The sequence below is a fragment of the Streptomyces sp. NPDC025833 genome (genome assembly GCF_055558055.1).
In genome coordinates this window covers 114036-133415 of sequence record NZ_JBVHNF010000002.1, presented here as the reverse complement: position 1 = coordinate 133415, position 19380 = coordinate 114036, and the positions used below count along the sequence as shown (strand labels likewise).

The 19380-nt window shown below is 74.8% G+C and carries 20 protein-coding genes and 2 pseudogenes; 12 read left to right on the top strand and 10 right to left on the bottom strand.

Features of this window, described 5'->3' with window-relative positions; genetic code table 11:
• The first annotated feature begins 122 nt into the window (after positions 1 to 122).
• Positions 123 to 1346, top strand: a complete 1224-nt coding sequence (locus tag ACZ4K2_RS03370; protein ID WP_467469973.1) for a sensor histidine kinase — start codon at positions 123 to 125, stop codon at positions 1344 to 1346.
• 3 nt (positions 1347 to 1349) lie between these two features.
• Complete coding sequence (locus ACZ4K2_RS03365) at positions 1350 to 2066, top strand: response regulator (RefSeq protein WP_467469971.1); 717 nt, start codon at positions 1350 to 1352, stop codon at positions 2064 to 2066.
• 64 nt (positions 2067 to 2130) lie between these two features.
• Here the strand turns inward: ACZ4K2_RS03365 and ACZ4K2_RS03360 are convergent, their stop codons facing one another.
• On the bottom strand, positions 2131 to 2361 hold the full coding sequence (locus ACZ4K2_RS03360) for a helix-turn-helix domain-containing protein (RefSeq protein WP_467469970.1): 231 nt from the start codon (positions 2359 to 2361) through the stop codon (positions 2131 to 2133).
• Positions 2362 to 2655: 294 nt separating this feature from the next.
• On the opposite strand from ACZ4K2_RS03360, the gene ACZ4K2_RS03355 reads away from it, so the two are divergent.
• Positions 2656 to 2991 carry a putative quinol monooxygenase gene (locus ACZ4K2_RS03355; RefSeq protein ID WP_467469968.1) on the top strand — a complete coding sequence of 112 codons (336 nt, stop codon included), beginning with the start codon at positions 2656 to 2658 and terminating at the stop codon, positions 2989 to 2991.
• A 23-nt stretch (positions 2992 to 3014) separates the two neighbouring features.
• Here ACZ4K2_RS03355 and ACZ4K2_RS03350 read toward each other — a convergent pair whose 3' ends face one another.
• Positions 3015 to 4547 carry a protein kinase domain-containing protein gene (locus ACZ4K2_RS03350; RefSeq protein WP_467469966.1) on the bottom strand — a complete coding sequence of 511 codons (1533 nt, stop codon included), beginning with the start codon at positions 4545 to 4547 and terminating at the stop codon, positions 3015 to 3017.
• 210 nt (positions 4548 to 4757) lie between these two features.
• On the opposite strand from ACZ4K2_RS03350, the pseudogene ACZ4K2_RS03345 reads away from it, so the two are divergent.
• Positions 4758 to 5153 (top strand): annotated as a pseudogene (locus ACZ4K2_RS03345) (molybdopterin-binding oxidoreductase); the annotation flags it as partial.
• Between the two features lies 1 nt (position 5154).
• Here the strand turns inward: ACZ4K2_RS03345 and ACZ4K2_RS03340 are convergent.
• From ACZ4K2_RS03340 to ACZ4K2_RS03330, 3 genes and pseudogenes are all read right to left on the bottom strand, one after another.
• Positions 5155 to 5322, bottom strand: a pseudogene (locus tag ACZ4K2_RS03340) (sigma factor); the annotation flags it as partial.
• A gap of 131 nt (positions 5323 to 5453) precedes the next feature.
• Positions 5454 to 5978: a DUF488 domain-containing protein gene (locus tag ACZ4K2_RS03335; RefSeq protein WP_467469964.1), complete on the bottom strand. Its 525-nt coding sequence runs from the start codon at positions 5976 to 5978 to the stop codon at positions 5454 to 5456.
• 317 nt (positions 5979 to 6295) lie between these two features.
• A complete protein-coding gene (locus ACZ4K2_RS03330; protein ID WP_467469962.1) occupies positions 6296 to 7600 on the bottom strand; it encodes an MFS transporter in 1305 nt (434 codons plus the stop codon).
• 452 nt (positions 7601 to 8052) lie between these two features.
• Here ACZ4K2_RS03330 and ACZ4K2_RS03325 point away from each other — a divergent pair, with 452 nt between their 5' ends.
• The 5 genes from ACZ4K2_RS03325 (at position 8053) to ACZ4K2_RS03305 (ending at position 12060) form a co-directional block, all read left to right on the top strand.
• Positions 8053 to 9222 (top strand): amidinotransferase, encoded by a 1170-nt coding sequence (locus ACZ4K2_RS03325; protein WP_467469960.1) that lies wholly within the window; start codon positions 8053 to 8055, stop codon positions 9220 to 9222.
• Between the two features lie 157 nt (positions 9223 to 9379).
• A complete protein-coding gene (locus tag ACZ4K2_RS03320; RefSeq protein WP_467469959.1) occupies positions 9380 to 9562 on the top strand; it encodes a hypothetical protein in 183 nt (60 codons plus the stop codon).
• A gap of 10 nt (positions 9563 to 9572) precedes the next feature.
• Positions 9573 to 10205, top strand: coding sequence for an AAA family ATPase (locus ACZ4K2_RS03315; RefSeq protein WP_467469957.1), 633 nt, complete (start codon positions 9573 to 9575; stop codon positions 10203 to 10205).
• A gap of 401 nt (positions 10206 to 10606) precedes the next feature.
• A complete protein-coding gene (locus ACZ4K2_RS03310) occupies positions 10607 to 11326 on the top strand; it encodes a S1 family peptidase (RefSeq protein ID WP_467469956.1) in 720 nt (239 codons plus the stop codon).
• Between the two features lie 128 nt (positions 11327 to 11454).
• Positions 11455 to 12060 (top strand): lytic polysaccharide monooxygenase auxiliary activity family 9 protein, encoded by a 606-nt coding sequence (locus ACZ4K2_RS03305; protein ID WP_467469954.1) that lies wholly within the window; start codon positions 11455 to 11457, stop codon positions 12058 to 12060.
• A 332-nt stretch (positions 12061 to 12392) separates the two neighbouring features.
• Here the strand turns inward: ACZ4K2_RS03305 and ACZ4K2_RS03300 are convergent, their stop codons facing one another.
• Positions 12393 to 12743: a hypothetical protein gene (locus ACZ4K2_RS03300; RefSeq protein WP_467469952.1), complete on the bottom strand. Its 351-nt coding sequence runs from the start codon at positions 12741 to 12743 to the stop codon at positions 12393 to 12395.
• Positions 12744 to 13086: 343 nt separating this feature from the next.
• On the opposite strand from ACZ4K2_RS03300, the gene ACZ4K2_RS03295 reads away from it, so the two are divergent.
• Together ACZ4K2_RS03295 and ACZ4K2_RS03290 are read left to right on the top strand one after the other, a co-directional pair.
• A complete protein-coding gene (locus ACZ4K2_RS03295; protein WP_467469950.1) occupies positions 13087 to 14796 on the top strand; it encodes a RecQ family ATP-dependent DNA helicase in 1710 nt (569 codons plus the stop codon).
• Positions 14797 to 14909: 113 nt separating this feature from the next.
• Complete coding sequence (locus ACZ4K2_RS03290) at positions 14910 to 15851, top strand: SDR family oxidoreductase (RefSeq protein WP_467469948.1); 942 nt, start codon at positions 14910 to 14912, stop codon at positions 15849 to 15851.
• Positions 15852 to 15894: 43 nt separating this feature from the next.
• On the opposite strand, the gene ACZ4K2_RS03285 is transcribed toward ACZ4K2_RS03290, so the two are convergent.
• Genes ACZ4K2_RS03285 through sigJ form a run of 3 tightly spaced genes read right to left on the bottom strand, consistent with a single transcriptional unit; the run spans position 15895 to position 17473 of the window.
• Complete coding sequence (locus tag ACZ4K2_RS03285) at positions 15895 to 16332, bottom strand: GNAT family N-acetyltransferase (protein WP_467469946.1); 438 nt, start codon at positions 16330 to 16332, stop codon at positions 15895 to 15897.
• Between the two features lie 48 nt (positions 16333 to 16380).
• Positions 16381 to 16563, bottom strand: a complete 183-nt coding sequence (locus ACZ4K2_RS03280) for a hypothetical protein (RefSeq protein WP_467469944.1) — start codon at positions 16561 to 16563, stop codon at positions 16381 to 16383.
• Positions 16550 to 17473, bottom strand: a complete 924-nt coding sequence (gene sigJ, locus ACZ4K2_RS03275; RefSeq protein ID WP_467470469.1) for an RNA polymerase sigma factor SigJ — start codon at positions 17471 to 17473, stop codon at positions 16550 to 16552. Before sigJ ends, ACZ4K2_RS03280 begins: the two co-directional genes overlap by 14 nt.
• A gap of 101 nt (positions 17474 to 17574) precedes the next feature.
• Here sigJ and ACZ4K2_RS03270 point away from each other — a divergent pair, with 101 nt between their 5' ends.
• Positions 17575 to 17937 carry a hypothetical protein gene (locus tag ACZ4K2_RS03270; protein WP_467469942.1) on the top strand — a complete coding sequence of 121 codons (363 nt, stop codon included), beginning with the start codon at positions 17575 to 17577 and terminating at the stop codon, positions 17935 to 17937.
• 119 nt (positions 17938 to 18056) lie between these two features.
• Here the strand turns inward: ACZ4K2_RS03270 and ACZ4K2_RS03265 are convergent, their stop codons facing one another.
• Positions 18057 to 19328, bottom strand: a complete 1272-nt coding sequence (locus ACZ4K2_RS03265; RefSeq protein ID WP_467469940.1) for a phosphatase PAP2 family protein — start codon at positions 19326 to 19328, stop codon at positions 18057 to 18059.
• Between the last annotated feature and the right edge of the window lie 52 nt (positions 19329 to 19380).

The following is a 19380-nucleotide window of genomic DNA, read 5'->3' as shown; positions in this document are numbered from 1 at the left end:
TGGTCCTGGTCCGGGCCTCGGCCTCGGGTCGGACTCCGGGCTGATGCGCCGCTGCCACAATGACGGCAGGAACAGCGGACGCCCGGCCGGGCCGTCGAGAGAGCAGCAGCGTGAGGAAGACAATGCCGACGCCCCGAGGCCCCCGGCCGACGCGTAGCGGTGCCGGACGCCCGTCCGGATCACAGCGAGCCGCGGCGCTGGCGTGGACCCGCGAAGACGCCCTGGTCACCGTCGCCGCCACCGTGGTGGACCTCATCGGTTACACGGTGGTCCCCGAACTCCGGGAGGGGTCCGTCACGGCGGTCGGCCTGCTGCTGTCGGTGCTGTCCGCGCTGCCCCTGCTCTTCCGCCGGCGTCACCCGCTGCCGGTCATGGCGGCGGTCCTGGTGCTCGGCGCGGTGCTGAACCTGGCCGTGCCGGCGGAGCAGCACTTCGGCGCGGTGCTGACGGTGGCCCTGTACTCCACCGCCCGGGCCTGCCGTCCGGTGCCGACGGCGGCCGCGGCCGTCGCGGCGGTGGCGCTCTCCGTCTTCCACCGCAACTCCTCCGAGCTCACCTTCCTCGACGTGCTCCTGGCTTGTTTCGCCGCCGCTCTCGTCGTCGGCGCGGCCGTCGTGGTCAACCGCTGGCAGCAGGAGACCGAGGTCAACCGCCGGCTCCTCGCCGAGCGCGCGGTGGCCGAGGAACGCAGGCGCATCGCACGGGAACTGCACGACATCATCGCCCACCACATCACCACCATGCAGCTCATGGCGGGCGGCGCCCGGGCCAACCTCCGGGACCCCGGCGTCGCGCGCGAGGCCCTGATCACCCTGGAGGAGTCGGGGCGGCTGGCGCTGAGCGAGATGCGGCAGCTCCTCGACGTACTGCGGGCGGACGACGACGCCGCACCGGGCCCGCAGGGCACCCCGGAGGCCCCGCAGCCCGGGGTGGCGGACCTCGACCGCCTGGTGAAGGAGGCCCGGCAGGCCGGCCAGCCCACCGACCTCACGGTCGTCGGCGACCTCTGCCCGCTGCCCCCGGTCGTCGGGCTCACCGTGTACCGGATCGTCCAGGAGGCGCTGACCAACGCACGGAAGCACGCCGGGCCCACCGTGCCCACGGAGGTCCACCTGGCCTGTCTGCCGGGGCGGCTCACCGTCCGGGTCACGGACAAGGGCGCGTACGACGGCGCGGGGCCGGCCGAAGCATTCCACGGCGGCAGCGGATACGGTCTGACCGGCATGCGCGAACGCGTCGCCCTGCACGGCGGCACCCTCGAGACCGGGCCGCTGCCCGGCGGTGGTTTCCGGGTCGCGGCGAGCCTGCCGCTGGAACCGCCCGCCAACGAGAACGAGGAGGGCTGACCGGTGCCCGACGCCGTCGCCGAGTCCCGTGACCCCATCCGCGTGCTGATCGCCGACGATCAGCCGCTCGTCCGCCGCGGTCTTGCCCTCATCCTCGGGCCGGACCCGGCCGTCACCGTGGTCGCCGAGGCCGAGAACGGCGAACAGGCGGTCGCCCTCGCGCGCGAGCACCGTCCCGACGTGGTGGTGATGGACATCCGGATGCCGGTGCTGGACGGCGTGGCCGCCACCGAGCGGCTCGCACGGGAACTGCCCGACTGCCGGGTGCTCGCCCTCAGCACCTTCGACATGGACGAGTACGTGGTGTCCGCCCTGCGCGCGGGCGCCTGCGGCTTCCTGCCCAAGGACAGTTCGCCCGAGGAACTGATCACCGCGATCCGCACCGTCCGCACCGGCGAGGCCGTCGTCGCGCCGCGACTACTGACCCGGCTCATCTCCGCCTACGTCAGGAGCGAGCCGCCCGCGTCCCCGGCCCCCAGGCGACTCGCCGAGGAGCACGCCGACGGCCTCACCCCGCGCGAGCGGGAGGTCTGGCGGCTGCTGGCCACCGGGCTGGACAACGGGGAGATCGCCCGGGCGATGGAGATCAGCGTCTCCACCGTGAAGAACTACATCACCAGCATCTTCGACAAGCTCGGGGTCCGGGACCGGGCCCAGGCCGTCATCGCCGCCTACGAGTTTGGACTGGTGGAAGCCCGGCAGCCGACCAGGACGGACTGACCCTCCGGCATGGGCCCGGCGCCGACGGCGTCCGCGCCGGGCCCATGCCGGGCACCACCGACGGCTAGGACGGGAGCGTCCGGACCGGCTGGCGGTCCCGGCGCCGGTCCGGGTGGTCCCCGCCCCGGCCGCGCAGGACGGTCTCCGCCTCGTTGAGCACGCTGTGGACGAAGCCGTACGACCGTCCGTGCGCCTCGGCGACGGCCCGTATGGACATCCCGCGGTCGTACTGCTCCTTCATCGTGCGCGCGAGCTCCTCGCGGGCGGTACCCGTGATCTGTTTGCCCTTGTTCACGACTCGTCTCCTCCGTTGATCGGTCGACGTCTTGATCGACTACCCCCGACGGCGGATCAGTCACCTCACCGCCTGCGTGCCGGGGCTCCCGCCCCCGGGGCGGCTCCTGGTTCCGGCGGTCCGGAATGCGACAATCCGGAACGGGGCGATGAGGATACGCCCGCGCGATGCGAAGCCGCCCGACCGCCGGGGAACATTCGGCGGCCTCGACGCGGGCCGGGTCCGCGGACGTGCCGTCCTCGTCCCCTGACCCGTCCCGACGGGTCACCGACCACGACTCACCCGGAGCACATCATGATCTTCATCACCGCCCGGTTCCGTGTCCTTCCCGAGCACGCGGACAACTGGCCCGCCCTTGCGCACGACTTCACCCAGGCCACGCGCGGCGAACCCGGATGCCTGTGGTTCGACTGGTCGCGCAGTCTCGACGATCCGCACGAGTACGTGCTCATCGAGGCGTTCCGTGACGACGAGGCCGGCTCCGCCCACGTCACCTCCGAGCACTTCACCACGGCGTGCGCGACGCTCCCGGCGTACCTCGCCGAGACCCCCACGATCGTCAACGTGACCGTCCCGCAGGACGGCTGGTCGGAACTGGGGGAGATGAAGGTGCCCGAGACCCGTTCGTAGCGGCCGTCCGGCCCCGCCGGGGGTCAGCCGAGCTGCTGCCGGCCGGGGTGGTGCGGAGGCCGGTCGTCGGCCGCGGGCGGCTTCCCGGGGCCGTGCGGGGTGTGGCGGGCGCCCCGCGCGCCGTGATGGTGGTGCCGGTCCGGGCCGTCGACCCCGGCGCCGCGGTGCCGGCCCCGGTCGTCGTCGGCGCCGCGGTCGCGCGCCGGTATCCGGTGCGTCGTGGCCGGGCGTTCCGCCGAGGGGCGCTCCGTCCGCTCGGCCGACACGGGCTGCGCCCGTTCGACGGAGACGGGCTGCGCCGGGGCGGGCGCGGCAGGGGCCGGGGCGCTCGCCGGTCCGGCGGCGCCGCCTGTCCGCGTGACGGGCCGGGTCTGCTGGGACCCGGCCGGCGGGGCGGCCGTGGGGCTGCTCTCGGGGGTCGCCGCGCGGGCGGGCGGGCGTACGGCCGTCGACGCCGTGTGCGTCTGGTCGCCGTTGCCGCGCGTGCCCGCTGCGACGGTCAGGGTCGTCCCCAGGGCCACGGAGAGCGCGGCCAGGACGGTGCCCACGGCCACGCGCCGGCCGTGCCGGGTGCCGCCCGGCGGGCCGGGCCGTACGGCGGCCATCTCCTGCGTGCGCGCGGCCGGACCGGCGCCGGGGCGGGCGTCGCCGGCCGTCGGGGGCCGGGGAGCGGAGGGCACCGAGAGCGGCAGCGGGTGCGGACCGTCCCCGGTATCCAGGGACGACAGGGTCCGCGCGCACCACTCGGCGTCCGGGCGGGCCTCGGGAGCCGGGTCCGTCATGGCGCGCAGCAGATCCGCCAGGCCGGGGGCGACCCGCGCGGGAACCGCGGGCGTCCGGTAGAGGCGGGCGATCGCGGCCTCCAACGGGGTGCCCGGGTACTCCAGTTCGCCTTTCAGGCACTCCAGCAGGACCAGGCCGAGAGCGTACACGTCGGCCGCCGGTCCGACCTGCCGTCCCTCGACCTGCTCGGGCGCGAGATAGGCGGCGGTGCCCGTCATGACGTCGGGTTCCGTACGGCACGTGGCGCTCGTCAGGCGGGCGATGCCGAAGTCGGCCAGGTACGGTTCGCCGGCCGGGTCGAGCAGCACGTTCGACGGCTTGATGTCGCGGTGCACGATGCCGGCCCGGTGGACGTGCGCGAGCGCCCACGCCAGGGCGGCGCCCAGTCCGGCCACCCGCCGCTGGGACAGCGGACCGTCCGCCAGCAGCCCGCGCAGGGTGCGGCCGGCGACCAGCTGCATGACCAGGTACCTGCGGTCCTCGTGGCGGCCCGTGTCGTACACGGTGACCAGCCCGGGGTGCGCCAGACGGGCGAGCAGGACGGCCTCCGAGGCGAGGTGGTCCTCGGCCTGCGCGTCGGAACCCGGCCGGAACACCTTGACGGCGACCGGCCGTTGCAGCCTGGTGTCGAAGGCCTCGTAGACGTCGGCCATGCCTCCCGACCCGATCCTCGTGCCCAACCGGTAGCGGCCGGACAGGACATCGTCGGACCGCTGGTCCGCCGGGGCCGGTACGGGGGGAGCCGGCACGGTTGCTGAGGGGCGGGCCTTCATCTGGTTCTCCGTTGTCGTCACCGCGTACCGGACTCGGCCATGGGCCGTACTCGGCAGCGGGTACCCCAGGGCGGACGGGCTATCCGCTCGGCGCGCCCGCGCGCAGGCGTACATCCGTCGCCGAACGGCCGGCGGACGGGTGTGACGTTCCCCCTTCACCTGATCGGGTGAGCCGCCAATCCGGGGGCGCCGCGGGCCCGGATCACCCGCGTGGGGAATGAGAAGAACGACCTGCCACCGCCGCGCGGGCTGCCGCGCCCGGCGCTCGGCGCCCCGGGCGGACTCCTCGCGGGATGCGCGGCGCTCGCGACGGCGGAACTCGCGGCCGCCGCGGTGATCGCGGCGGGCGGTGCGGCCGTCGACCGCACCCCCGCACCGGTCGAGGACTGGGCGATCCGTCGGTTCGGCACCGACGACGAGCCCGTCCTCCGGCTCGGCATCCTCGCGGTGCCGGCCCTGCTGGCGCTGGGACTCGGAACGCTGGCGACCCGGTACCGGCGCGGTGGCGCCGGCGGGGTCCTCCTCCTCGGGGCCGTCGGCGCGCTCGCCGCCACGGGCCGCCCGGACACGGCCGGCCCGGCCGACGCCCTGCCGTCGCTCGCCGGGCCTCGTCGTACGCGGGCGTTTCCTGGAGCAGGGCGGCCCTGGTGTCGCGCGCGGCCGCGGCCTCCACCGACCTGACCCGGTCCACGGCCCGCTGGTGCGCCACCGTCAGGATCCAGTTCAGTGCCGAGCCGCGGTCGGCGCGGTAGCGCGGGGCGCTGCGCCACACCTCCTGCCGATGAAGACGGCTTCCTTCACAACTGTCCTCTCCTGGGTGTGACACGTCGAAAATTCCCGTGTGATCCGGCGTCCGGTGCCGCCCGGATTGCTCGTGGCCCCGGTCCGGGCCGCCCGCCGCGGTCCTCACACGTCGTACACGAGGAGGCCGTCCTCCCGCAGTCGGGCGCCGGCCGTCGGCGTGTGCGGGGTGACCCGCCCGTCGTGCATCAGATGGCAGGCCGGTACGCCGTGGGCGAGCACCGCGAAGTCGGCGATGAGGCGCCGGTGGCAGCGCCACCAGACGGCCTCGCTGCACATGACGGCGGTGCGGGTGCGGGCCGCCTCGTCCAGCAGGGTCCGCATGGCCGCGACGAACTCGGGGGAGCGGGTGTACCCGGCGTAGCCGCGGAAGGAGTCGTTGTGCCAGAAGGTGTCCGGGCTGTCCGTGGCGGGCTTGCGGAACCCGCCGAGGTCGCTCTCCCACCGGTAGGCGATCGCGTCGTCCGGCAGCCACCGGGCGAGCCGCTCCCTGAGGAAGTCCGGGTTGCGGCGGCTTCCCGGAGCGGTGCGGACGTCCACGACCGCCTCGACGCCGGCGTCCCGCAGCAGGGCGGCGATCCGCTCCCGGCCCGCGGTGCCGTGTCCGAAGGTGAACAGGGGTGTCGTCATCGGCCGGCCTCTCCCGTCAGGACGCCCCGGGCCCGCCGGACGGCGGGCGCGTGCACCGGCGCACGAACGCTCCGTCCCCGGGCGGCACCGGCGCTCACCTCGCCCCGGGTGCCGCCGGAGGCGGACGAGCACGCGCGGCTCGGGCGCCGGGGCCGCCGGCCCCGGCTCGACGCCGGGTACCCGTGGCCGCTCCGCGAAGTCGCCGGGCGGCGGGCCGCGCCGGACGAGGACGAGGCGCTCGGAGCCACGATCGGGGCCGCTGGGCCGCTGCTCGCGGAATGGGTCCCGTACGGCGCTGCTCGCGGAGTGGGATCGGTTCAGCGGCTGCTCGCGCTCGCGGCGACGGCCGGCAGGACGGCGAGGGCGAGGATGCCGCCGGTCAGGGCGAGGACGGGATAGTCGGCGGCGGAGACGACGAGCCCGGAGGACAGGCCGCCCGTGGCGCCCGCGACGGCTATGGCGACGTCGACCAGGCCCTGTGTCCTGGCGCGCGTGGCCGGCGGTACGGCGTCGGTGATCATGGCGGTGCCGGAGATGAGGCCGAAGTTCCAGCCGAGCCCGAGCAGGGCGAGTGCGAGGGCCAGCCAGGGCACGGAGTCGGCGGGGGCCGCCGCGGCGGTGATCCCGGCGGCCAGGAGGGTGACGCCCGAGGCGGCGGCGACGGCGACGCGGCCGATGGGGGCCCCGCCGGGCGAGTGCAGCCGTGGATGACAGCGGTCGACGAGCCGGCCGGTCAGCGGTGAGGGCAGGTACATGGCACCCACGTGGATGGCTATGACCAGGCCGGAGGCCGCGGTCCCGTGCCCGTGGTCGTGCATGTGCACGGGTGTCATCGTCATGATCGACACCATGACGAGCTGGGTGAGGATCATCGTCAGCGCACCCGGCAACAGCCCCGGCCGCCGTGCCGTCGGTGCCCCGGTGCCGTCCGCGGTCCCGGCATCGGAGCGCGGCCGCTGCCCGAGGTCCAGGCGGCGGGCGAGCAGCAGGGGGTCGGGGCGCAGCCGGACGGCCAGGACGAGCGAGGCCAGGGCGTAGGCGGTACCGGCGAGGAGGAAGGGCCCGGTCAGGGCGGGCAGGGAGAGGGCGCCGGCGAGCCGGCCGGTGGGCGCGGCGAGGTTGGGGCCGACGACACCGCCCAGGGTGGTCGCGACCAGGACGGTGGACACGGCCCGGGCGCGGTGGGCGGGGGCGGCCAGGTCGGCTCCGGCGTAGCGGGCCTGGAGATTGGTGGCGGTGCCGGCGCCGTAGACGAACAGGGCGGTGAAGAGGAGTACGGCGCTGTCGGCGACGGCGGCGGCGATGACGCCCGCACTGCCGACGGCCCCCGTCAGGTATCCCGCGGACAGGCCGGGCCGGCGGCCCCGGGCCTGGGAGAGGCGGCCCACGGCGACGGCCGAGAGGGCCGAGCCCGCCGTCAGCAGCGCGCTGGGCAGGCCCGCGAGGCCGGTGGAGCCGAGCATGTCCTGCGCGAGCAGGGCCCCGACGGTGATGCCGGCGGCGAGCCCGGCCCCGCTGAGGATCTGGCTGACGACCAGCACGGACAGCACGCGGCGCTGGACCTCGGGACGGACGGACGTGCCGTCGGACGTGCCGCGCGGGTCGGCGGAGTCGGTCGTCACAGGCGGTTCTCTCTCCGGGGCGGGAGTCGCGGCAGGGGGCGGGCGTGCGGGTGCGGGACCCGGTGGGCGCGGCTACAGGCCGTCGACGGCGGGGTGGCCGTCGTGACGGCGCGTGTGCCCGCCCGCCGGGTCCGGCGGGGGTGTGCGCCCGCGCTCGTACGCGCGCGGCAGGGCGTCGATCCGGTGCATGCGGTCACCCTTCCTCGGGTGCGCATGGTATGCGCAGGCCACCGGGCGGCCACGGCCGGGAGGCCCGGCCACCGGGGCGCTTGCCCCGACCCGCCCTCGTCCGTGCCGGCCGGCGCTCCGCCGTCGAGGTTTTCCGGTGCAGGGCCGGGTGACCCGGTGGGGGCGAAGGCGGCCCCACCGGGTCACCCGGGCAGCCCCCAGGCAGGGGGAACGACGTCGTCCCGGTGGCGGCGAACCCCGATCCCGATCGCCAGGTGCACATCATGACGGCGTCCCCACCCGCTCCGGCGGACCTCCCCGCGACCGCCGGATCACCGGTCGGGTCCCACAACGAGTGGGACCCGCTGGAGGAGGTCATCGTCGGGCGTCTGGAGGGTGCGACGATCCCGTCCCACCACCCGGTCGTCGCCTGCAACATCCCGCCCTGGGCCGCGCGGTTGCAGGGTCTGGCCGCGGGCTTCAGGTATCCGCGCTTCTTCGTCGAGCGGGCGCGGCGGGAACTCGACCGGTTCGTCGCGCTGCTGGAGTCCCTCGGTGTCACCGTCAGACGCCCCGACGCGGTCGACTTCAGGAAACGCTTCCGCACCCCGGACTGGTCCAGCCGGGGCTTCTGCAACACCTGTCCGCGGGACGGTCTCCTGGTGATCGGCGACGAGATCATCGAAACCCCGATGGCCTGGCCCTGCCGGTACTTCGAGACGGATTCCTACCGGTCCCTGCTGAAGGAGTACTTCCGGCGCGGGGCGCGCTGGACCGCGGCGCCCAGGCCCCGGCTCACGGACGAGTTGTACGAGCCCGGCTTCCGCGCCCCCGGCCCCGGTGAGCCGATGCGGTACGTCCTCACCGAGCACGAGCCGGTGTTCGACGCGGCCGACTTCGTGCGGGCGGGCCGCGATCTGTTCGTGACGCGGAGCAACGTCACCAACGGCATGGGCATCGAGTGGCTGCGCCGGCACCTCGGACCGGCGTACCGCGTGCACGAGATGGAGAGCCGTTGCCGTACGCCGATGCACATCGACACGACGATCGCCCTGCTGGCCCCGGGCAAGGTGCTGATCAATCCGGAGTACGTCGACGTCGGCCGCCTGCCCGACGCGCTGAGGTCCTGGGACGTCCTCGTCGCCCCGGAACCCGATCCCGTCCACGAGCGCCTGCTCAAGATCACGTCGATGTGCGGCAAGTGGCTGAACATGAACGTGCTGATGATCGACGAGAAGCGGGTGATCGCCGAGCGCCACCGCACCAAGACGCTCCGGGTCCTCGAAGAGTGGGGTTTCGAGCCCATCCCCTGTGACCTGCTGCACTACGCGGCGTTCGGTGGATCGTTCCACTGCGCGACGCTCGACGTCCGGCGCCGCGGCACCCTCGAATCGTACGCGGACGGCGTCGGCCCCGGCGCGCAAAGCCGTTCCGGAGGTGGGAGAAGGGCCTGATCAGGGGTGATGGACATCCTGCTGGCGGTGCCGGCCGGGCACCCCGGCCTGGCGCTGGGCGATCCGGTGATCTCCGTCCGGTGGGGACCCTGGTCTTCGACGAGACGGTGCGGGGCGGACCATTCATCCTCCTCGCCGCCCTCGCCACGGGCGTGGTGTGTGCGCGGCCGTCGTCGTACTGGCCCACTCCTCGCTGCTCGCCGAGGAGAACGGGCCCCCGGCGGAGCCGGAGGCGATGGCCGGCGAGGCGACCCGGGCCCGGGGAGCGGATGAGCGGGGCGTCCCGTCGGCGCCGGGGAGACGGGGGAGCGCCACCGGCTCCGGGGGCGTCGTGCTCTAGGGTCGGGCGCATGCTCCTGTGGATCAACGGGCCCTTCGGCGGCGGGAAGACGCAGACCGCCCACGAGCTGCGACGCCGGCTCGCGGACAGCGTGGTGTGCGACCCCGAACACGTCGGCTTCGGCCTGCACCGGATGACGCCCCCGGCCCTCCGCGGGGACTTCCAGGACATCGGTGCCTGGCGGCAGGGCGTGTTCGAGGTCCTGGACCGCGTGCTGAGCGAGCACCACGGGACGGTGATCGCCCCGATGACGGTCGTGGAACCGGCCTATTTCCGGGAGACCGTGGGGAGGTTGCGCGAACGCGGCCACGACGTCCGGCACTTCTCCCTGCTGGCCGGCCGCGAGACGGTACTGCGCCGGCTGCGCGAGCGCGGTTTCGGCCACGTCGTCCAGCGCGTCGCCGGCCGGGACGCCGCGCTGCGCGGGGAGAGCTTCGCCGTGTCCCGCCTCGACCTCTGCCTGGAGCGCCTGCGCGGGCCGGAGTTCGCGGAGCACGTGTGGACCGACCACCTCACCGTGCCCGAGGTAGCGGAGCACGTCGCCTCCGCGGCCGGCCTCGTGCTCACCCGGGACCGGGACGGCGCGCTGCGGGGGAAGCTGCGGAGGACCTGGACGGGCATCAGGCACATCCGGTTCGACTGAACCCGGAGGGGGTCTCGCCGGAAAACCCCGCAATCGCCGAACCGGGCCTGCCCGTCGCGGAGTCGGCGCCTCGGCCCGCGGGGACACGGGCGGGCCCGGCGCCGCTCCGTCCCGCGCGTGCGGCCGGGGCGGTGGCCCGGCGCGCCCGGTCCGCTGGACGTCGGCGCGGCGGACCGGCGACCCGCCCGGCGGCGGAGGCCGCTCCGGTTCCGTTCACCGCCGGTCGTCCATAACGCCGTGTTATGGCCAAGTGCTAGTACCCCGGCCGCCGTTCCTTCCGGATGATCAGTCATGCCCATGACGTAAGCGTCCGTCCGCGACGGCGCTCGTCCGGGCGCGGTCCCCAGGCCGCCCACCCCACACGAGCACGTCCCCGGACGTGCCTTCCGGATCGAGGAACCTTGCGTATATCAAGGCTCGCGCCCGCTCTCGCCGCTGCGGCGGTCTCCGTCCTCGCGCTGCTCGCCCCCACGGCCTCCGCGACGACCGCCGTCGCACCCACCACCAAGGCCCCGCAGCCCATCATCGGCGGCGGGTACGCCGGCAGCGGCCCCTGGGCCGCCCGGCTGTACTCGAACGGCCAGGAGACGTGTTCGTCGACGATCATCGCCCCGACCTGGATCCTCACCGCCAAGCACTGTGTGAGCGGCGGCGGGCTGTCCTTCCGCATCGGCAGCCTGGACCAGTACAGCGGCGGCACGGTGGCCAACGGCGTCCAGACCTACACCCACGGCGCCGACCTGGCGCTCGTCCGTCTCGACCGCTCCGTCTCGACGACCTACGCCTCGCTCGGACAGCCCGGGACGGTGCGGGTCGGCCAGAGCGTCCAGGTGTACGGGTGGGGCGCCACCTCCCAGTGCGGCTCGGAGATCAACTGCCAGTCCCGCTACCTGAAAGTCGCCAACGTCACCGTCAACAGCGGCTGCACCGACGCCTACGGCGGCTCCGCGATCTGCGCGACCCGGGGCAACGGCATCACCGCGGGCGGCGACTCGGGGGGTCCGATGATGGCCAACGGCGTCCAGGTCGGCGTCGCCTCCACCAGTGACCGCCAGACGAACACCGCGTACACGAACGTCACGGCGTACCGCTCCTGGATCCAGTCGATCGCCGGCGTCTGACAAGTCGTTCCACGATTGGTCTGGACATGTCGAAGGGAGCGCAATAATCTGCTGCTTGGTCTAGACCAAGCAGCACCCTTCTCTGTTCAGCTGGGCGAACACCCCCCCACGTTTCGAGGAGCGGCTACATGCGCACCAAGGCCAAGCTGTACGCGGCCGTACTGGGCCTCACCACCGCAGGCGCCTTCGTCCTGTCCACCGGCGGCGCCAGCAGCCACGGCTACACCGACCTCCCCGTCAGCAGGCAGCTGCTCTGTGCGAACGGCACGGTGCGGGGCTGCGGTGACATCCAGTGGGAGCCGCAGAGCGTCGAGGGCCCCAAGGGCTTCCCGGCCGGCGGCGCGGCGGACGGCCACATCTGCTCCGCCAACGACGGCCGGTGGGGCGCGCTCGACGCTCCCCGCACGCCCAAGGGCACGGCCTGGCCCACCACCCAGGTCACCGGCGGTTCCAGCTACACCTTCCGCTGGCAGATCGAGGCCCGCCACGCCACGACCGACTTCCGGTACTACGTCACCAAGCAGGGCTGGAACCAGGACCACGCGCTGACGCGCGCGGACCTGAACACCACCCCGTTCCTGACGGTGCCCTTCGGCGGCAGGCAGCCCGCGGCCACCACCAGCCACAGCGGCACCCTGCCGACCGGGCTGAGCGGCCACCACGTCATCGTCGGCGTGTGGACGATCGCCGACACGGCCAACGCGTTCTACGCCTGCTCGGACGTCACCTTCTGACACCGGGCGGAGCGGCACATCTCTGAGCCACCGGCGCGGGGGGGGGGGGGGGGGGGGGGGGGGGCCCCCGCCCCCCCCCGCCCCCCCGGCGGCCCCCGCCCCCCCCCCCCCCCCCCCCCCCCCCCCCCCCCGGGGGGGGGGGGCCCCCCCGGCCCCCCCCCCGGGGGGGGGGCCCCCCCCCCCCGGCCCCCCCCGGGGGGGCGGGGGGGGCGCCGGGGGGGCCCCCCCCCCCCCCCGCGCCCGTGCGTCCGTACGGCCCGCGGGCCCGCCTCCGTCCCCGGCCCCGCGCCGAGTGCGGTTTCGCGGCCGATCCGGGCGCCGGTCCCGCGCCCTCACTCGGCGGGCTCGCCCCGCCTGCCCTGCCTGTACCGCGCCAGTACCCGGTGCAACGCGTCGAACAGGGAGTCGGGCACGGCGATCCCCTGGACCAGGTTCAGGACGTGCACGGCCACGAAATGGGCGTCGGCCTCCAGGTCACGTGCCACGTCCGCCAGGACCGGCGCCGCGTCCTCGATCGGCAGCGGCCCGAGAGCGGCCAGGGCACCCTCCGCCATGTTGATCGTGGACCGCGCGGCGAGGGCGCGCCGGAGCCCGTCGTACTCGGCCCGTTCCAGCCCCGCGCCGACGGGATCGATGCCCGACGACAGCTTCACGAAGCGGGGATCCGGCCGGGAGGAGTGCATGTGACCGCCTTGTAAAAGGGCATTGGCCCCGCGCCTACCCGCCTTCGGCCGGCCCACGCCCGGAACGGGGCGGCGCCGGCCACGGGCTCGCGGGTCCCGCCGGCGCCCGGCCGCGCACCGGGAGGCGCCTCCACACGATCCCCCCGTACGCCAACTCGCCGCCGCCATCCGGCCGCATCCGGCGGCCACGCTGCGTGCTCGCCCCAGGACACCCGGTCGCACCCGCCCGACCAGCGGAAACAGGAGTGATACGCGGATGCCCCTGGGTACCCGGGGCTCCCGGTCGACGTCCGGTTCGGCCGCGCACGCCCGACGCGGGCCGGAGAGACGAGGGAGTTGTCACATGGCGACGAAGGCGGGACCGCGCACCGAACGCGACGCCCTGCCCGACCGTCTGCGCCGCGCGGCCGCAAAAGTGTTCGGATGGGAGCGCCTCCTGCCCGAGCAGCTCACGGCCATGGAAGGGGTGATGCGGGGGCAGGACACCCTGGTCGTCATGCCGACCGGATCCGGGAAGTCGGCCGTCTACCAGGTCCCGGCCGTGCTGCTGTCCGGTCCGACCGTGGTGGTGTCCCCGCTGCTGGCACTGCAACGGGACCAGATCGCCGGTCTGCCCGAGGGCGCGGAGGCACCCCCCGCCGTAATGATCAACTCCGCGATGGGGGCCGCGGAGACCGACGCGGCCTGGGAGACGGTGCGTCCCGGCCGGGCGGGGATCGTCTACCTGTCGGCGGAGCAACTGGCCAGGGACGACGTCGTGGAGAGGCTGGCCGCGGCCCGCCCGGCCCTGTTCGTCGTGGACGAGGCGCAGTGCATCTCCTCGTGGGGCCACGACTTCCGCCCCGACTACCTGCGCCTCGGCCCCGCCGCGGAGCGCGTGGGCAGACCACCGGTCCTGGCCCTCACCGCGACCGCGGCCCCGCCGGTGCGCCGGGAGATCACCGAACGGCTCGGCATGCACCGGCCCCGCCTGCTGGTCACCGGCTTCGACCGCCCGAACATCAGGCTGGAGGTCCGCCGCTTCCTCGACGAGGACGAGCGCCGCCAGGCCGTCCTCGAGCGGGCCGCCGCCGAACCCAAGCCGGGCATCGTCTACGCGGCGACCCGGAAGGACAGCGAGCGCTGCGCGGGTGAACTGGCCGCCCTCGGGCTGGCCGCCGAGGCGTACCACGCCGGAATGGGCGCCCGTGCGCGCGCACGCGTCCACGACGCCTTCCTGGCCGGCGAGACGGACGTCGTCGTGGCGACCTCGGCGTTCGGCATGGGCATCGACAAGGAGGACGTGCGGTTCGTCCTGCACGCCTCGCTGCCCGGCTCCCTGGACGCCTACTACCAGGAGATCGGCCGCTGCGGCAGGGACGGCCGTCCCGCCCTCGCCGTCCTGCACTACCGGTCCCAGGACACCGGCATGCAGACCTACTTCGCGGGCCGCGCCCCGGGCCGCGAGGTGCTGACCCAGGTGGCCGAGGCGGTCCGTGACCACCGCCCGCGCCCCGCAGACCTGGACGGGCTGCACCAGGACACGGGGCTGACCAGGAAACGGGTCACCGCGGCGGTCAACCTACTGGAGGAGGCCGGAGCGGTCGCCACGGTCGAGGGCGGCTCGGTGCGCCCGGCCCGGGGCGTATCGCCCGGCCGGGCGGCCCGGCGGGCGGAGCGGGTGGCCGAGGCCCACCGCCGGACGGACCGGTCACGGGTGGAGATGGCCCGGTCCTACGCCGAGACGACAGGCTGCCGACGGCACTTCCTGCTCGGCTACTTCGGCGAGGCGTACGAGGCCCCGTGCGGCAACTGCGACCGGTGCGAGGCGGAGGCGGACCAATCGGCCGGCGCCGTGGCTGAGGCCCGGCGTCCCGCGCCCGACTACCCCGTCGGGACCGAGGTCAGGCACGAGCAGTGGGGCACCGGGACGGTGCTCAGCGGGGAACCCGACCGCATCACCGTGCTGTTCACGGAGGCCGGGTACCGCACGCTGTCCCTGGAGGCGGTCGCGGAGCGGGACGACCTCCTGGAGGTGGTGAGCCGGCCCGGCGAGGACCGGCCGGACACCTGAGCGCGCGGGAGCAGCCGGGCGCCGCCGGGTTCCGTCCCCGGCTGGGCGCCCGGGTGGTGCGGCGGCGGACGGTCAGGCAGGGGAGAGCGCGAGGCAGGGAAAGCGAGGTTCGCATGGGCACCGGAGCGGACGCGGGCGGGTACGCCCCCGGCATGGACACACCCCTGCGGGGACGCGTCGCCGTCGTCACCGGGGCGGCCCGCGGGGTCGGCCGGGCCCTGGCCGAACGGCTGTCCCGGCTCGGCGTGCGGGTCGCACTGGTCGGCCGCGAGGCGGAGACCCTGCACCGGGCGGCGGCCTCCCTGCCGTCACCCAGCCTCTGCGTCGAGGCGGACGTCACCGACCGCGCGGCCCTCGACCGCGCCGCCCGGCAGGTCGCCGAACGCCTCGGCCCCGCGAGCGTGCTGGTGGCCAACGCGGGCATCGCCGCCGGCGGCCCCTTCGACCGGACGGACCCCGGCCTGTGGCAACGGGTGATCGACGTCAACCTGACCGGGTCCGCCAACACGGCCCGTGCCTTCCTGCCGCAGCTCGGCCGCACCCGGGGCTACTTCCTGCAGATCTGCTCGACCGCCGCCTTCGGCTCCGCCCCCATGATGAGCGCCTACTGCGCCTCCAAGGCCGGGGCGGAATCGTTCGCCCTGGCACTGCGCGGGGAGGTCGAGCCGGACGGTGTCGCCGTCGGGATCGCCTATCTCCACTGGACCGGAACCGACATGATCAGCGGTATCGACGACCACCCCGTGCTGCGGGCCCTGCGGCAGCACCAGCCCTGGTTCGCCCGCCGGGTCCACAGCCCCGAGCAGGTGGCCGACTGGCTCACCGCCGGCATCGTCCGCCGGGCCCGGCACGTCTACGCGCCGCCGTGGCTGCGCTGGTGCCAGCCGCTGCGGCCGCTCTTCCCGGCGCTGGTCACCCACATCACCAGGAGTGAACTGCGGGCGCGCGACGGCGGCGAACTGGCCGCGGACACCGGCGTCCTGGGCGCCGGCGGCCGCGCGGACTGGAACGCGTACGCCGGTCGCCCGTCCGCCGGGCGCGGCCCCGGGGAGTAGCCCCGCCCGGCCGGACGTCCGGCCGGGGACCGGTGCGCGCACCTCAGCGCGGCACGACGAACCGGTAGACCCTGGAGTCCCTCGCCTCGAAGCCGAGACGCTCGTAGAGGCGGTTCGCGGCCTCCCGCGACGGACGTGACGTGAGGTCGACGGTGCGGGCGCCCGCCGCGTCCGCCAGGCGCAGGGCCTCCTCGGTCAGGGCGGCCCCGACGCCCTTGCCCCGCGCGGCCTCGTCCACCACCACGTCCTCGATGCGGGCCCGCAACCCGGACGGCAGCGGGAACAGGACCAGCGTCAGCATCCCGACCACCTCGCCCCCCACCCGCGCCATGAGCACCGTGTTCCCGTCGACCGCGAGCAGGCGCCGTACCGCGTCGCGGTCCAGTGGGCGGGCCGTGCTCGACAACTGGGGCAGCAGGCGGGCGAACGCCTCGACCGACTCGTCGTCCGCTGCTCGTACGACCGCGACGTCTACGCTCATGACGCCGACCCTACAGAAGGCGGTCGACCGGGCGGTGGTGTTCGCGCGTCAGGTCCGGAAGATCCGGGCCGGGCGGTAGCCGAGGACGGCCGTGGCGGACGCGGCGTCGCGCCGGTCCACCAGGACGCTGGTGCCGAGCCCGGCGGACATGGCCGGCAGACCGACCGCCTCGGCGTGCGGGTCCGTACCGGCCCGGAGCCGGCCCGCGGGCCGGCCGTCAGGTGCCCGCACCGGGCAGGGCCCCGTCGTCCCGTGTCCACGGCCGCAGCTTCTCGGGGTTGCGGACGGCCCAGATCCGGGTGACACGGCCCTCGGCGGCGTCGAACGCGGCCACGGTCAGCACGGCACCGGCACGCCGGGCCACCAGGCCCGGCATGCCGTTGACCGACCGCTCCAGGAGTTCGAGGCCCGGGGCCTTGTCCGCGATCGCGACCATGTACTGGGCGATGCGCGCGCCGCCCTCGACCGGACGCGGCACGGCGCCGACCAGGCCGCCCCCGTCGGCGGTCAGCACGGCGTCCGGGGCGAGGAGGTCGACGAGGGCCGCGATGTCCTGGCTCTCCCACGCCCGCTTCACCTCCCGTACGAGATCCGCCTGCCCGGCCGCCGCCACCGGAGCGGGCGCGGCGCCCACCCGCCGACGGGCGGAGGACGCCAGTTGCTTGCAGGCCGCGGGGGTCCGGCCCAGGACGCCGGCGATCTCGGCGAAGGGGTACCGGAAGACGTCGTGCAGGACGAACGCCACCCGCTCGGCGGGCGTCATCGACTCCAGGACGACGAGGAAGGCCATGGTCACCGATTCGTCCAGCAGCATCAGGTCCGCGGGGTCGCCGTCGGGGCGGTGCGCCCACTCGGTGCGGTCGGGCAGCGGCTCGGGCAGCCACGCGCCGACATAGCGTTCGCGCCGGGCCCGTGCCGAGCCGAGCACGTCCAGGCAGATGCGGCCGGTCACCGTCGTCAGCCAGGCACCGGGGGAGTGGATGTCGTCCCGGCGGCCGCGCGGCAGCGCGTACCAGCGGGCGTAGGCCTCCTGCACGGCGTCCTCGGCCTCGGCCAGCGAGCCGAGCAGACGGTAGGCGACGTTCAGCAGCCGGCGCCGTTCACCGGCTGCCCCGCCGGGGTCCGTGCCCGCCTTCCCGATGATCTCGACCGCCTCCTCGCCTTACCTTTCGCAGGACCGCGTCGTCGTGGTGGTGAGACCTTATCGATCTACTGCCCAAGGGCGGAAAAGGGGGACCGGCCATGGCCACCCAGGCGACGGTACGGCGCGGCATCTCGTTCCTGCGGATCGCGATCGCCCTGCAGACGCTGACCATCTTCCTCCAGGCGGTCTCCGCGGGACTGCTGCTGACGTCGTCCTACGGAGAGACCCTGCACGGCGTGGGGGCGCGCGTGATGTACGGGGCGTCGATGCTGTACCTGCTCGCGGCGATCCTGGCCTGGAAGCCGGGCGGCGGCTCGCCGCGGCCCGTCTGGCACGCCTCCGGCTTCCTCGTCCTGGCCTCGGTCCAGGTCGTGCTGGGTGTCGCGCACGTGCCGTCGGTCCATCTCCCGCTGGGCGTCCTGATGTTCGGGCTGAGCGTGCTGGCGCTGGCCCGTCGCTGACGGCGGCCGTCCGGTGTCCGGCGGGGCGGTCCGGCCGGGGCCGGCGCCGGACCGGTGGGCGCCGTCACGGCCCCCTCGCCCCGTCGCCGCCCCGGGCACGCGGCCCGGGGCGGGGCGCCTCAGGCCGGTTCGGGCCGGGGTTCCGGCAGCGGCGCCGGCCCGGCCTTCGGTTCCCACAGGCGGACGGTGCGCACATAGCCGTAGACGACGGAGGCCATCGCCAGGATGAGCAGGGGTCCGAAGACCTCCGGATGCCTGGCCATCTCCATCGGCAGATAGCGGTACGACAGCAGCAGGGCGGTGAAGACAACGGTGCCGTGCACGATGAACCGGACGCCCGCACGCTCCCAGCCCCGGTCGGCCATGCGCAGGGCCGCCTCGATCGTGAGCGAGAAGACCACACCGGCCACGAGGTCCACGCCGTAGTGGTAGCCGAAACCCAGCGTCGCGACGAGCGTGGCGACCAGCCAGAACGTCCCCGCGTACCGCAGCGGGCGGGGGCCCTTGCGCGAGTGGATGAAGATCGCGGTCGCCCAGGCCGTGTGCAGGCTGGGCATGCAGTTGCGGGGGGTGAGGCCGTCGTACGTCACCGGGTGCGGGATGTGGACCGGCGGCGGGGTGTTGGGCCACAGATTGGCCACCGCCCACTGCACGCCACCGGTGCCGGAGGCCCCGGGGCCGTAGGCGAAGACCGGGCCCACCACCGGGAAGAGCATGTAGATGCCCGGACCGAGGAGGCCGATCACCAGGAAGGTGCGCACCAGGTGGTGGCGCGGGAAGCGGCGCTCGACCGCCACCTTGCGCAACTGGTACAGCGCCACGACGATCGCGGCCACCGCGAGCTGGGCGTAGACCACGTCGACCACGTGGGTGCCGATCGGGGCGGTGGCCCTGAGGGCCCTGCCCACCAGCCACGACGGGTTGCCCAGGGCGTGATCGGCGACCGCCACGTACTGGTCGAGCACGGCCGGGCGGGCCTGCGACGTGATGAAGAGCCAGCTGTCGCCGGTCTTGCGGCCGGCCACCAGGAGGAGGCCCAGCCCGACGCCCTTCAGGAGCAGGACGCGCTCCTCACCGGTGCGGCGCGTGACCGCGATGACCGCCCAGCCCAGCATCACCCACAACGCGCCGTTGCCGAACAGGTGGTCCTCGGGCACGTCGACGTCCACCGCCCACCGCGTCAGGACGAAGGCGGCGTCGATGCCTATCGCGGCGGCGACCGTGATGAACCGCTGGCGCCAGCCGAGCACCACCATCATCAGCGCCATGCCGCCGTAGAGCGGACCCGGCTTGGGCGGGAGGATCACCTCTCGCACCTGGTTGGTGACGGGACCCGGCTGACCGTAGTGACGTGCGGCGGCCTCCAGCGCGACGAGGATGACCAGGGCCACCGCGCCCGCCGTGCCCCACAGCCACACGCGCCGCCGCGGCCACGCGGCGGAC